We start from the raw sequence: 15,543 nt of genomic DNA, 5'->3' as shown, positions 1-15,543 counted from the left end.
CACCCTCCCACGACACCCCGGCCCCACCGCAGTCCACCTCTTCGCACAGGAGTGGCGACACCCGATGACCAACGACGAAAAGCTGCTCTCCTACCTCAAGCGGGTCTCCGCCGACCTGGCCCAGACCCGGCAGCGGCTGCGCGAGGTGGAGACCCAGGACCGGGAACCCATCGCCATCGTCGGGATGAGCTGCCGCTTCCCCGGCGGCGTGACCACCCCGGAGGAGTTCTGGCGGCTCGTCCACGACGGCACCGACGCCATCGGGGACTTCCCCGACGACCGGGGCTGGGACATCGACGCGCTGTACGACCCCGACCCGGACGCCACCGGCAAGAGCTACGTCACGCGCGGCGGGTTCCTGTCCGACGCGGCCGGGTTCGAGCCGGACTTCTTCGGCATCAGCCCCCGCGAGGCGGTCGCGATGGACCCCCAGCAGCGGCTGCTGCTGGAGGTGTCGTGGGAGGCACTGGAACGCGCCCGCATCGCCCCCGACTCCGCGCACGGCGCCCGGATCGGGGTGTTCGCCGGCACCAACGGCCAGGACTACAAGGACCTGCTGGCGAGGATGCCGGAGGACAGCGAGGCCGCGCTCGGCACCGGCGTGCTGGCCGCCGTGATCTCCGGCCGCATCTCCTACACCCTGGGCCTGGAGGGCCCGGCGGTCACCATCGACACCGCCTGCTCCTCCGCGCTGGTCGCCGTGCACCTGGCCGTGCAGGCGCTGCGCGACAAGGAGTGCACCCTCGCCCTCGCGGGCGGCGCCACCGTCATGGCCACGCCGGGCAACTTCATCGCCTTCAGCCGGCAGCGCGGCCTCGCCCCCGACGGCCGCTGCAAGTCCTTCGCGGACACCGCGGACGGCACCGGCTGGAGCGAGGGCGCCGGCATGCTGGTGCTGGAACGGCTCAGCGACGCCCGGCGCAACGGCCACGAGGTGCTGGCCGTCGTCCGCGGCTCCGCCGTCAACCAGGACGGCGCCTCCAACGGCCTGACCGCCCCCAACGGACCGTCCCAGCAGCGCGTCATCCGCGCCGCGCTCGCCGGGGCCCGGCTCACCGCCGCCGACGTGGACCTGCTGGAGGCACACGGCACCGGCACCACGCTCGGCGACCCGATCGAGGCCCAGGCGCTGCTCGCCACCTACGGCCAGGACCGGCCCGCCGACACCCCGCTGTGGCTCGGGTCGGTGAAGTCCAACATCGGGCACACCCAGGCCGCGGCCGGTGTCGCCGGCATCATCAAGGCCGTCATGGCGATGCGGCACCGCGTCCTGCCGAAGACGCTGCACGCCGACGAGCCGTCCACCAAGGTCGACTGGGGCCAGGGCCAGGTCCGGCTGCTGACGGAGAACCGGCCCTGGCCCGACCCCGGCCGTCCGCGCCGCGCCGCCGTCTCCTCCTTCGGCGCCAGCGGCACCAACGCGCACACCATCCTGGAAGAGGCCCCCGCCGGGGAACCGGCCGAGACCGAGCCGCGTACGGCACCGCCGCTGGTGCCGTGGGTGGTCTCCGGCCGCACCGAGCGCGCCCTGCGCGAACAGGCCGCCCGCCTGGTGGCCGCCGCGGGCGCGTCCGACCCGGTGGACGTGGCGCACTCGCTGGCCGCCACCCGCACCGCCCACCCCTACCGGGCCGTGGTCCTCGGCCCGGACCGGGACACGCTCCTGACGGGCATGACCCGGGTCGCCGACGGCGGTCCGGCCGCCGCCTCGGGCCGGGTCCGCAAGGGACAGACCGCCTTCCTGTTCACCGGGCAGGGCGCCCAGCGCGCCGGCATGGGCCGACAGCTGCACGCGCACTTCCCCGTCTTCGCCCGCGCCTTCGACGAGATCTGCGCGCTCTTCGGCGACGACGAACTGCGCGACCTCGTCCTCGGCGACGACCCCGAGCCGCTCCACCGCACCGCCCGCACCCAGATGGCGCTGTTCGCCTTCGAGGTCGCGCTGTACCGGCTGGTGGAGTCCTGGAGGCTCACGCCCGACTACCTGGCCGGGCACTCCATCGGCGAGATCGCCGCCGCCCACGTGGCCGGCGTCCTGGACCTGAAGGACGCGACCACACTGGTGGCCGCGCGCGGCCGGCTCATGCAGGCGCTGCCCGAGGGCGGCGCGATGATCGCCCTGCGCGCCTCTGAGGAGGAGGTCCGCCCGCTGCTCACCGAGCGGGTCGGCATCGCCGCCGTCAACGGCCCCGAGTCCGTGGTGATCTCCGGGGACGCGGCCGAGGCCGAGGCGGTGGCCGCCCACTTCGCCAAGAGCCGCCGTCTGACGGTCTCGCACGCCTTCCACTCGCCGCTCATGGAACCGATGCTGGACGGGTTCCGGGCGGTCGCCGAGTCCCTAACCTACCACCGCGCCACCGTCCCCGTCGTCTCCAACGTCACCGGCGCCCTCGCCACCCAGGACATCGCCGGCCCCGACTACTGGGTGCGGCACGTGCGCGAGGCGGTCCGCTTCCACGACGGGATACGCGCCCTCGCCGCCGAGGGCGTCACCCGCTTCCTCGAACTCGGCCCGGACGCCGTGCTCACGGCCATGGCCCGCGAGTGCCTGGCCACCGACGGCACCGGCACCGACGCCGTACTCGCCGCCGCCACCCGCCGCGAACGCGACGAGACCGAGACCCTGCTCACCGCCGTGGCCCAGCTCTACACCGGCGGCGCCGCCGTGGACTGGACCGCGCTGTTCACCGGCGCCCGCACCGTCGACCTGCCCACCACCGCCTTCCAGCGCGAGCGGTTCTGGCCCGAGACCGCCGCACCCGTCGGCGACGTCGGCTCCGCCGGCCTGGACCCCGCCGACCACCCGCTGCTCGGCGCGGCCACCGTGCTCGCCGACTCCGACGGCGCCGTGCTCACCGGCCGGCTGTCGGTGCGCACCCACGCCTGGCTCGCCGACCACGTCGTCGGCGGCTCCGTCGTCGTCCCCGGCACCGCCATGGTCGAACTCGCCGTCCGCGCCGGCGACCAGGTCGGCTGCGGACGCCTGGAGGAACTCGCCCTCGAAGTACCGCTGGTGCTGCCCCCGGACGACGGCGTGCGCGTCCAGGTCGCCGTCGGGGCACCCGACCCGTCCGGCGCCCGCACGGTGCAGGTGTACGCCCGCGCCGAGAGTCTGCCCGCCGACGAGCCGTGGACCCTGCACGCCTCCGGCCTCCTCACCGCGGACACCGGCACCCCCGGCAGCCGCCTGGACGTCTGGCCCCCCGAGGACGCCGAACCCCTCGACACCGACGGCCTGTACGAGCGGCACGCCGCCGCCGGACTGGCGTACGGGCCCGCCTTCCAGGCCCTGACCGCCGCCTGGCGGCGCGGCGAGGAACTCTACGCCGAGGTACGGCTGCCCGAGCGGCCCGCCGCCGACGCGCCCCGCTTCGGCCTGCACCCGGCCGCCTTCGACGCCGCCCTGCACGCCCTGGCCCTGCTCGGCGACGGATCCGCCGACGACACCGCCCGGCTGCCGTTCACGTTCGCCGGCGTCACCCTGCACGCCGTCGGCGCCTCCGTGCTGCGGGCCCGGCTGGTGCCCACCGGGAACCACGCCTTCGCCGTCGACCTGGCCGACGCCACCGGCGCCCCCGTCGCCACGGTCACCTCGCTCGCCTCCCGCCCGCTCACGAACCTGCGCGCCGCCCGCGACACGACCGCCGACGCCCTGTTCACCCTCGACTGGCAGCCGCTGCCCCTGGACGCCGACGCCCCCGACACCGCCCACCGGGTGCTGCACAGCACCCCCGGCAGCGACGCCGGCGCCGTACGCGAGGCGCTGCGCGTCGCACTCGCCGCCCTCCAGGACGACGACCCCCGTCCGCTGGCCGTCGTCACCCGCGGCGCGGTCGGCGTCGCGGGCGAGGACGTCCCCGACCTGGCCGGCGCGGCCGTCTGGGGCCTGGTGCGGTCCGCGCAGTCGGAGAACCCGGACCGCTTCGTCCTGCTCGACCTCGAACCCGGCGCGGACGCCGACGCCGTCCTGCCCGCCGTCCTCGCCTCCGGCGAACCGCAGATCGCCGTCCGGGCCGGCACCGCCCACGCCGCCCGGCTGGTGCGCGCCGAAGTACCCGACGCACCAGCCGGTTCGGAGATCGACCCCGAGGGCACCGTCCTGATCACCGGCGCCACCGGCGGCCTCGGCCCGGTGATCGCCCGGCACCTGGTCACCGCCCACGGCGTCCGGCACCTCGCCCTGCTCAGCCGGTCGGGCCGCGCCGACGACCTGATCACCGAACTCGCCGCCCTCGGCGCCACCGCGACCGCCCACGCCTGCGACGTCGCCGACCGCGACGGCCTCGCCGCCGTCCTCGCCGGCATCCCGGCCCAGCACCCGCTCACCGCGGTCGTCCACGCCGCCGGCGTCCTGGACGACGGTGTCGTCGCCTCGCTCACCCCCGAGCGGATCGACACCGTCCTCGCGCCGAAGGCGCTCGGCGCCCTCCACCTCCACGAACTCACCGGCGGCCTCTCGGCGTTCGTGCTGTTCTCGTCCGTCGCCGGCACCGTCGGCGCCCCCGGCCAGGGCAACTACGCCGCCGCCAACGCCCTGCTGGACGCCCTCGCCGCGCACCGCCGCGCCCAGGGCCTGCCCGCGCTGTCCCTGGCGTGGGGCCCGTGGGCCCCGTCGGGCGGCATGACCAGCTCCCTCGACGAGACCGACCGCGCCCGCATGGCGCGCGGCGGCATGACCGCCCTGTCGGCCGAGGAGGGCACCGCCCTGTTCGACCGGTCACTGCGCGCCGGCCGTGCCGCCCTGGCGCCGGTGCGGCTCGGCCTGCCCGCGCTGCGCGCCCAGGGCAGCGGCCTCGCCCCCGTCTTCCGCGCGCTGGCGGGCCGCCCGGTGCGCCGGGAGGCCGTGGCCCAGGGCACCGACGCCGGCTTCGCCGAGCGCATGGCCGCCCTCGGGGACGAGGAGCGCGCCGAGGCCCTGCTGCACACGGTCCGCACCCATGTCGCCGCCGTGCTCGGGCACGCGAACCCGCAGAGCGTGGAGACCGACCGGGCCTTCAAGGACCTCGGCTTCGACTCGCTCGCCGCGATCGAACTGCGCAACTCCCTCTCCGCCGAGCTGGGCCGGCGGCTCGCCGCCACCCTGGTCTTCGACCACCCCTCGCCCGAAGCGCTCGCCGCCCACCTCGGCACCCTGGTCGACGACGGCGCCCGGACCGGGGCCCGCCGTGGACGCCGTACCGCCAGGGCCCGCGCGGACGAGCCGCTGGCGATCGTGGGAATGGCGTGCCGCTACCCGGGCGACGTCCGCACCCCGGAGGACCTGTGGCGGCTGGTCGCCGACGGCACCGACGCCATCAGCGCGTTCCCCGCCAACCGGGGCTGGGACGTCGACCGCGTCGTCGACCCCGCCCGGCAGCGCCCCGACACATCCTACGTCGGCGAGGGCGGATTCCTGCACGACGCGGGCGCGTTCGACGCCGCGTTCTTCGGCATCAGCCCCAAGGAAGCCCTCGTGATGGACCCGCAGCAGCGGCTGCTGCTGGAGGCGTCCTGGGAGGCGCTGGAGAACGCGGGCATCGACCCGCACAGCCTCAAGGGCAGCCGCACCGGTGTGTTCGCCGGCGTCCAGTACCACGACTACTTCGGCAGCTTCGGCTCCGGCAGCATCATCTCCGGCCGCGTCGCCTACACCCTCGGCCTGGAGGGCCCGTCGCTGTCCGTCGACACCGCCTGCTCCTCCTCGCTGGTGGCGCTGCACCTGGCCGCCCAGTCGCTCCGGCAGGGCGAGTCCGGGCTCGCCCTGGTCGGCGGCGTCGCCGTCATGGCCACCCCGGAGACCTTCATCGAGTTCAGCCGGCAGGGCGCGCTCGCCCCCGACGCCCGCACCCGCGCCTTCGCCGACGCGGCGGCCGGGACCGTGTGGGGCGAGGGCGTCGGCGTCCTGGTCGTGGAACGGCTCTCCGACGCCCGCCGCAACGGCCACGAGGTGCTGGCCGTCGTCCGCGGCACCGCCGTCAACCAGGACGGCGCCTCCAACGGCCTCACCGCCCCCAACGGCCCCTCCCAGGAACGCGTCATCCTCGAAGCCCTGGAGAACGCCCGCCTCACCACCGCCGACGTCGACGTCGTGGAGGCGCACGGCACGGGGACGACGCTGGGCGACCCGATCGAGGCGCAGGCGCTGCTGGCCACCTACGGCCAGGACCGCGCCGAACCCCTCTGGCTCGGCTCGGTCAAGTCCAACATCGGGCACACCCAGGCCGCCGCCGGTGTCGCCGGTGTCATCAAGATGGTCATGGCGATGCGCAACGGCGTCCTGCCGAAGACCCTCCACGTGGACCGGCCGTCCACGAAGGTCGACTGGGACGCCGGACAGGTGCGGCTGCTGACCGAACAGCGGGACTGGCCGCGGCTCGGCCGGCCGCGCCGGGCCGGCGTGTCGTCCTTCGGGATCAGCGGCACCAACGCCCACGTCATCCTCGAACAGGCCCCGCCCGCCCCCGCCGCACCGGACCGCACCGGCCCGCAGGGCCTCGCCGTGCCGTGGCTGCTCACCGCCAAGACGCCCGCCGCGCTCGCCGGTCAGGCCGCCGCGCTCCTCGGCCACCTCGACACCCACCCCGGGCTCGACCCGTCCGACATCGGCTGGACCCTCGCCACCACCCGCGCCCGCTTCCCGCACCGGGCCTCGATCACCGGAGCCGACACGGCCGAACTGCGCGGCGCCCTCGCGGCGCTGGCCGACGGCGGCACCGCCCGCACCCTCGCCGAGGGCACCGCGCCCGGCCGCGCCCGGCCCGTGTTCGTCTTCCCCGGCCAGGGCTCCCAGTGGTCCGGCATGGCCACCGAACTCCTCGAAGAATCACCGGTGTTCGCCGCCCGCATGGCCGAGTGCGCCGCCGCGCTCGCGCCGTACACCGACTGGGACTTCGCCACCGAACTGCGCGGCGACCTGGACCGCGTGGACGTCGTCCAGCCGCTGCTGTGGGCCGTGATGGTGTCCCTCGCGCACACCTGGAGCGCGTACGGCGTCACCCCGGCCGCCGTCATCGGACACTCCCAGGGCGAGATCGCCGCCGCCTGCGCGGTCGGGGCGCTGTCCCTGGAGGACGGCGCCCGCGTCGTCGCCCTGCGGTCCCGGGCCATCGCCGAACTGCTGTCCGGCTCGGGCGGCATGATGTCCGTCGGCGAGGGCGCCGACGCGGTCCGCGCCCGGCTCGCCGCCTGGGACGGCCGGCTGTCCGTCGCCGCCGTCAACGGCACCGCCTCCACGGTGGTGTCCGGCGACGCCGACGCCCTGGACGAACTCCTCGCGCGGCTCAAGCAGGAGAAGGTACGCGCCAAGCGGCTCCCCGTGGACTACGCCTCCCACAGCGCCCACGTCGAGACCCTGCGCGAGCGCCTCGCCGACGACCTCGACGGCATCGCACCGCGCGCCACCCAGGTGCCGTTCTACTCCACGGTCACCGGCGGCCCGCTCGACACCACCGAACTCGGCGCCGGGTACTGGTACACCAACCTGCGCGGCACCGTACTGTTCGAACAGGCCGTGCGCGCCGCCGTCGCCGACGGGCACCACCTGTTCATCGAGTCCAGCCCGCACCCGGTGCTCACCGTCGGCATCCAGGAGACCGACGACGCCGTGGCCGCCGTCGGCTCCCTGCGCCGCGACGAAGGCGGCCGGGACCGGCTGCTGACCGCCCTGGGCGAGGCGTTCACCCACGGCGCCGGCGTCGACTGGACCGCCGTCGCCGAGGGCCGCCGGCCGCGCCGCGTCCCGCTGCCCGGCTACGCCTTCCAGCGCGAGTGGTACTGGCTCGACTCCACCGCGAGCGGCGCCGACGTCACCTCCGCCGGCCTCGACCCGACCGACCACGCCCTGCTCGGCGCCGCGATGATACGGGCCGACAGCGAAGGCGTCGTCCTCACCGGCCGGCTTTCCCCGGGCACCCAGCCCTGGCTGGAGGACCACCGGGTCGGCGGCCGGCTGCTCTTCCCCGGCACCGGGCACCTGGAACTCGCGCTGCGCGCCGGCGACCAGGCCGGCTGCGGCGACATCGCCGAACTCACCCTGCACGCACCGCTGGTCCTGCCCGACCACGGCGCCGTCCAGCTCCAGGTCACCGTCGGCCCGCCCGAGGGGGAGACCCGCCCGGTCACCATCTGGTCCCGGCCCGAGGACCCCGACGAGGACCTGCCCTGGACCCGGCACGCCGACGGCCTGCTCGCCCCCACCGGCACCCTGCCCGCCGACCCGGCCCCGCTCACCGCCTGGCCCCCGCGGGACGCCGAACCGGTACCGCTCGACGGCCTGTACGACGAACTCGCCGCCCTCGGCCTCGGCTACGGCCCCCTCTTCCAGGGCCTGCGCGCCGCCTGGCGCACCCCGGACGGCCTGTACGCCGAGGTCGCGACCGACGCGGCCCCCGACGGCTTCGCCCTGCACCCCGCGCTGTCGGACGCCGCCCTGCACACCGTCGGCCTCACCAACGCCGCCGGCGACGAGGCCCTGCTGCCGTTCGCCTGGTCCGGGGTACGGCTGTACGCCACCGGCGCGACCGCGCTGCGCGTCCACGTCCGGCCCACCGGCGAGGGCACCGTCTCGCTCACGCTCGCCGACCCCACCGGCGCGCCGGTCGCCACCGTCGACGCGCTCACCCTGCGGCCCCTGCGGACCGAGGCCCTGGCCGCCGCGGCCCGTTCGGCCCGCGCGGGCGCGCTGTACCGCGTCACCTGGGTGCCGGCCCCGTCGGCCCCGCCCGCCGAAACGGCACCGGAAGTGGTGCGCGCCCCGGCCGGAACGAGCGCCGCCGAGGCGCGGGCGGCCGTCGACACGGTCCTCGACCGGCTGCGCCCCGCGCTCGCCACCGCCGACACCACCCTGGTCGTGGTCACCGGCACCGACCCCGCGGGAGCCGCGGCCGGCGGCCTGGTCCGCTCCGCCCAGTCGGAGAACCCCGGCCGGATCGTGCTCGTCGAGGCCGAGGCGGGCGACGAGCCGGACGCCGGACGCCTCGCCGAGGCCGTCGCCACCGGCGAGCCCCACCTGGCCTACCGCGACGGCACCTGGCAGGTGCCCCGGCTGACCCGCGTCACCGACGGCGCCGCCGACGACGAGGAGACCGGGGACGGTTCCGGCCTCGGCCGCGGCACCGTTCTGCTCACCGGCGCCTCCGGTGCCCTCGGGCGGATCTTCGCCCGGCACCTGGTCGCCGAGCGGGGCGTGCGGCACCTGCTGCTGGTGAGCCGTAGCGGTGCTCCTGACGACCTCGTCGCCGAACTGGCCGCGCTGGGCGCCGAGGTGACGAGCGCCGCGTGCGACGTCGCCGACCGGGCCGCGCTCGCCGCCGTGCTGGACGCCGTACCGGCCGACCGGCCGCTGACCGCCGTGATCCACGCGGCCGGCGTCCTCGCCGACGGCGTGCTCACTTCCCTGACGCCGGAGCGGATCGACACGGTGTTCCGGCCCAAGGCCGACGCCGCCTGGAACCTGCACGAACTCACCGCCGGCCTGGACCTCGCGGCGTTCGTGCTGTTCTCCTCGTCCGCCGCCACGCTGGGCTCGCCGGGCCAGGCCAACTACGCCGCCGCCAACGCCTACCTCGACGCCCTCGCCGTACACCGCCGTACCCTCGGACTGCCCGCCCACTCCCTGGCCTGGGGCCTGTGGGCGCAGGCGGGCGGCATGACCGGCACCCTCGACGAGACGGACCTCACGCGCATCGCACGCGGCGGTGTCGCCCCGCTGGAGACCGAGGAGGGCGTCGCCCTCTTCGACGCCGCCCTGCGCGGCGCCGACCCCGCCGTGCTGCCGGTGAAGCTGGACATGGCCTCCCTGCGCGCACAAGGGGAGGGCCTGGCCCCGCTGTTCCGCGCCCTGGTCCCCGTACGGCGGGCCGGTGCGGCCACCGGGCCGGGCGCCGGCGGTGGCGCCGACGGGCTGCGGGACCGGCTCGCCGGGCTGCTGGAGGCGGAGCGCGAACCGTTCCTCACCGAGCTCGTGCAGAGCCATGTCGCGACCATCCTCGGCTACCGCTCCGCCCAGGACGTCGGCCGCACCCTGGCCTTCCGGGAACTCGGCTTCGACTCGCTGGCCGCCGTCGAACTGCGCAACCGGCTCTCCGCGGCCACCGGCCTGAGGCTGCCCGCCACCCTCGTGTTCGACCACCCCACCCCCGCCGGACTCGCCCGCCACCTGCTCGGCGAACTCACCGGCACCCTCGCCGCCGCCACCGCCCCCACCGCCGCCCGGGACACCGCCGCCGACGAGCCGATCGCCGTCATCGGCATGGCCTGCCGCTTCCCCGGCGGCATCGCCTCCCCGGAGGACCTGTGGCGACTGGTGGCCGAAGGCCGGGACGCCATCGGCGAGTTCCCCACCGACCGCGGCTGGGACGTCGAGAACCTGTACGACCCGACCCTGGACCGGCCCGGCACCAGCTACACCCGGCACGGCGCCTTCCTGTACGACGCCGCCGACTTCGACCCGGCGTTCTTCGCCATGGACGACGAGGAGGCCCTGGTCACCGACCCCCAGCAGCGGCTGCTGCTGGAGACCTCCTGGGAGGCGCTGGAGCGCGCCTCCATCGACCCCGCCACCCTGCGCGGTTCCGACACCGGTGTGTTCGCGGGCGTCATGTACCACGACTACTTCGGCAGCTTCGGCTCCGGCAGCGTGGTCTCCGGCCGCGTCGCCTACACCCTCGGCCTGGAGGGCCCGACCCTGTCCGTCGACACGGCCTGCTCCTCCTCGCTGGTGGCGCTGCACCTGGCCGCGCAGGCGCTGCGGCAGGGCGACTGCTCCCTGGCGCTGGCCGGGGGCGTGACCGTCATGGCCACCCCGGGCACCTTCGTGGAGTTCAGCCGGCACCGGGGCCTGTCCCGGGACGGCCGCTGCAAGCCCTTCGCGGACGCCGCCGACGGCACCGGCTTCGGCGAGGGCGCCGGCGTCCTGCTGCTGGAACGGCTCTCCGACGCCCGCCGCAACGGCCGGACGATCCTCGCCGTGCTGCGCGGCACCGCCGTCAACCAGGACGGCGCCTCCAACGGCATCAGCGCCCCCAACGGCCCCGCCCAGCAGCGCGTCATCCGCCGCGCCCTCCAGGCGGCCGGCGTCCCGGCGGCCGAGGTCGACGTGGTCGAGGCGCACGGCACCGGCACCACCCTCGGCGACCCCATCGAGGCCCAGGCGCTGATCGCCACCTACGGCGCCGAGCACACCGAGGACCGCCCGCTGTGGCTCGGCTCGGTCAAGTCCAACCTGGGGCACACCCAGGCCGCCGCCGGTGTCGCCGGTGTCATCAAGATGGTCGAGGCCCTGCGCGCCGAGACCCTGCCGGCCAGCCTCGGCGTCGACCGGCCCTCCCGGCACGTGGAGTGGGAGGGGAGCAACGTCCGGCTGCTGACCGAGAACCGCCCCTGGCCCGACCCGGGCCGCCCGCGCCGCGCCGGCGTCTCCTCCTTCGGCATCTCCGGCACCAACGCCCACGTGATCATCGAAGCCGCGCCGCCCGCCGGAGAACCGGCCCAGGAGCCTCCGGCACCGCCGACCGGCACCGTGCCGTGGCTGCTGTCCGGTCACACCCCGAAGGCCCTGCGCGCCCAGGCCGCCCGGCTGCTGGAGCACCTGGCCGCCGCCCCGGACACCGACCCGCACCGCCTCGCCGGCGCGCTCGCCCACGCCCGCACCCGGCTCGGCCACCGGGCCGCCGTCCTCGGCCGCACCCGCGACGAACTGACCGCGGGCGTCCGGGCCCTGGCGGAGGGCCGTACCCCGCCGTCCGGCGTCCTCGGCACCGCCACCGACGGCCGGCTCGCCTTCCTCTTCTCCGGTCAGGGCTCGCAGCTGCCGGGCATGGGCACCCGCCTCGCGGCGGCGTTCCCCGTCTTCGCCGCCGCCTTCGAGGAGGTCCGGGACCGGCTCGACCCGCTGCTGGACCGGCCGCTCGCCGACGTCCTGGACTCCGCCGAACTGCTGGGGCGCACCGAGTACACCCAGCCCGCCCTGTTCGCGCTGGAAGTCGCCCTGTACCGGCTGCTGGAGTCGTTCGGCGTCCGGCCCGACCTCGTCGCCGGGCACTCCGTCGGCGAGTTCGCCGCCGCCCACGTCGCCGGCGTGCTCGACCTGGGGGACGCCTGCACGCTCGTCGCCGCCCGGGGACGCCTCATGCAGGCCCTGCCCGAGGGCGGCGCGATGATCGCCGTACGCGCCACCGAGGACGAGATCACGCCGCTGCTGGGCGACGGCGTGGGGATCGCGGCCGTCAACGGGCCCACGTCCGTCGTCGTCTCCGGCCCCGCCGGCCCCGCCCGCGCCCTGGCCGCCCGCTTCGAGCGCACCAGGGAACTGGCCGTCAGCCACGCCTTCCACTCGGAGCTGATGGAGCCGATGCTGGCCGGGTTCCGCGAGGTCGCCGCCTCCCTGTCGTACGGGACGCCGCGCATCCCGCTGGTCTCCACCCTCACCGGCGCCCCGGCCACCCCCGAGGAGCTGTCCACGCCCGAGTACTGGGTGCGGCACGCCCGTGAGGCCGTCCGCTTCGCCGACGCCGTCACCGCCCTGTACGCGGCCGGCGCACGGCACTTCGCGGAGGTCGGCCCGGGCAGCGCGCTGACCACCGCGGCCGGCGAGTGCCTGCCCGACGGGACGGCCGTCGTACCGCTGCTGCGCAAGGACCGCGAGGAGACCGAAGCCCTGCTCACCGGGCTCGCCGCCCTGCACGTGCACGGCCGCGCCGTCGACTGGGCGCCGCTGCTGAGCCACCGGGACGGCTCGGACCTGCCCACCTACGCCTTCCAGCGCGGCCGTTACTGGATGACCGGCGACGTCGGCCTGCCCCGCCCGGCGGCCGACCACCCGCTGCTCGGCACCGCCGTCGAACTCGCCGGCGCCGACGGCACCCTCCACACCGGCCGGCTCTCCCTCGCCGACCACCCGTGGCTCGCCGACCACAGCGTCGGCGGGGTGCCGCTGCTGCCGGGCACCGCCTTCGTCGAGATGGCCCTCGCCGCCGGTGCCCGCGTCGGCTGCGGCACGGTGGAGGACCTGACCGTCACCGAACCGCTGCCGCTGCCCGAGGACGGCGCCGTCCGCCTCCAGTGCACGGTGGGCGAACCCGACGCGACCGGCGCCCGCGCCTTCCGCGTGTACGCCGCCGCGGTCGACGGCGACCCGTGGACCACCCACGCCACCGGCACGCTCCGCCCCGCCGGGGACAGGCCCGGCCACGACCTCACCGCCTGGCCGCCGCCCGGCGCCGAACCGGTCGACCTGGACGGCGTCTACGACCGGCTGGCCGGACTGGGCGCCGAGTACGGGCCCCGCTTCCAGGGCCTGCGCGCGGCCTGGCGGCACGGCGAGGAGGCGTACGCCGAGGTCGCCGTCCCCACCGACGGCGCCGCGTTCGGCCTGCACCCGGCGCTGTTCGACGCCGCCCTGCACGCCATCGGGCTGCGCGCCGGAGCCGAGGAGCGCATGACGCTGCCCTTCGCCTGGAACGGCGTGGAGCTGTACGCGCCGGGCGCGACCGCCCTGCGCGTGCGGATCGCCCCGGCGGGCACCGGCGCGGTGCGCATCGAGGCCGCCGACGAGACCGGCCGGCCGGTGGTGCGCGTGGCGTCCCTGTCGCTGCGGGAGGTCGACCCGGAGCGGATCGCCGCGGCTGCGAGCGGGGGACACGACGACCTGTTCGCTCTCGACTGGGTGCCCGTCTCCGTTCCCGCGGCCCCGCAGGCCGGGCGGTGGACCGTCCTCGGCCCCGGCCACCGGGAACTGGCCGGCGCCCTGGCCGGCGAGGTCGCCGAGGTGGCCGTCGCCGACGACCTGGCCGAGGCCGCCGGGCAGGCCCCCGACACCCTGGTCGTCGTCCACACCGGCGGCGACGGTCCGGACGCGGCCCGGGCCGGCGTCCGGCGGCTGCTCACCCTGGTGCAGGACTGGCTGGCCGACGCACGGTTCGCCGACACCACCCTGGTGCTGGCGACGCGCGGCGCGACCGGCCCCGGGGACGTCACCGACCCCGGCGCCGCCACCGCGTGGGGCCTGATCCGCTCCGCCCAGACCGAACACCCCGACCGGATGGTCCTCGCCGACCTGGACGACACGGACGCCTCCCGCCGGCTGCTGCCCTCCGCCGTCGCCTCCGGCGAACCCCAACTGGCCCTGCGGGACGGCGGGCTGAGCGTGCCCCGGCTGGTGCGCGCGCCGCGCCTGGCGGAGCCCGCCCCGGCCGACTTCTCCGGCGGTGTCCTCGTCACCGGCGGCACCGGCGCCCTGGGCGGGCTGGTCGCCCGGCACCTGGTCACCGCGCACGGCGCCGAGCGGCTGGTGCTGCTCAGCCGCGGCGGACCCGACGCGCCCGGCGCGGCCGGCCTGCGGGACGAACTCACCGCGCTCGGCGCCCGGGTGACCGTCGTCGCCTGCGACGCCGCCGACCGCGCCGCCCTCGCCCGCGTCCTGGACGAACACCCGGTCTCCGCCGTCGTGCACACCGCGGGCGTCCTCGCCGACGCCGTCCTCACCTCGCTCACCCCCGAGCGGCTGGACGCGGTCCTGCGGCCCAAGCTGGACGCCGCCTGGCACCTGCACGAACTGACCCGGGAGCGGCCCCTGACGGCGTTCGTGCTGTTCTCCTCCGCGGCGGGCCTGCTCGGCAGCCCCGGCCAGGCCGGTTACGCCGCGGGCAACACCTTCCTCGACGCCCTCGCCGCCCACCGCGGGTCGCTCGGCCTGCCCGCGCTCTCGCTGGCCTGGGGCGCCTGGGCGGGCAGCGGCGGCATGGCCGACCGGCTCGGCGACACCGACGCCCGCCGCATGGCCTCCGGCGGGGTGCTCGCCCTCGACGCGGAGAGGGGGCTCGCCCTGTTCGACACGGGCGTGGGCCGCGCCGAACCGCTCCTGCTGCCGGCCCGCCTGGACCTCGCCCCGCGCGAGGCCGCCCGGGTCGCCCCGCTGCTGCGCTCCCTGGTGCGGGCGCCGCGCCGGACCGGGCCCGGGGCGTCGGCCGCCGCGTCGGCGCTGCGCCGCGAACTGGCCGCGCTCACGCCCGAGGAGCGGACCGAACGGCTGCTGCGGCTGGTGCGCGACGAGGCCCGGGCGGTGCTCGGCGTCGAGGAGTTCGAGGCCGGCCTGCCCTTCAAGGACCTCGGCTTCGACTCGCTGACCGCCGTCGAGTTCCGCAACCGGCTCAACGAGGCCACCGGCCTCAGGCTGACCGCCACGCTCGTCTTCGACCACCCCACGCCGGCCGCGCTCACCGACCACCTGGCCGGTGAGCTGGCCCCGCGTACCGGCGGCGGCCCGCGCGCCGAGGAGGACACCGTGCGGGCCGCGCTCGCCGCCATCCCGGTGGGGCGGCTGCGCGAGGCCGGCCTGCTGGACAGCCTGCTCGAACTCGCCGGGCTGCGGCCCGCGCCGGAGCCGGCGCAGGACGGCGGAAACGGCCGCGCGCCGATCGACGCCATGGACGCCGAGAGCCTGATCAGCATGGCGCTCGACGACCTCGTCGGCGACGACGACGCGCTGTGACGCCGAGCAGGGAAGCCGCGCCGGGACCACGCGCGGTGAAGCCGCGCCGGGACGGCACGGCTTGTGACGACGCCCGC

At 76.7% G+C, this 15,543-nt stretch carries 1 protein-coding gene; it reads left to right on the top strand.

All coding sequences use genetic code 11. The features are described from left to right. Positions 1 to 64 precede the first annotated feature (64 nt). Positions 65 to 15,466, top strand: coding sequence for a type I polyketide synthase (locus tag AQJ11_RS14735; RefSeq protein ID WP_059263345.1), 15,402 nt, complete (start codon positions 65 to 67; stop codon positions 15,464 to 15,466). The last annotated feature ends 77 nt before the right edge of the window (positions 15,467 to 15,543 follow it).

This window comes from Streptomyces corchorusii, assembly GCF_001514055.1.
Lineage (GTDB): Bacteria > Actinomycetota > Actinomycetes > Streptomycetales > Streptomycetaceae > Streptomyces > Streptomyces olivaceoviridis.
The sequence above is the reverse complement of the archived record's forward strand: the minus strand, read 5'-3'. Positions and strand labels throughout refer to the sequence as shown.

Bases quoted from the DNA above. Each gene is read 5' to 3' on its own strand.
- AQJ11_RS14735 (WP_059263345.1), top strand. From the start codon at position 65: ATGACCAACGACGAAAAGCTGCTCTCCTACCTCAAGCGGGTCTCCGCC.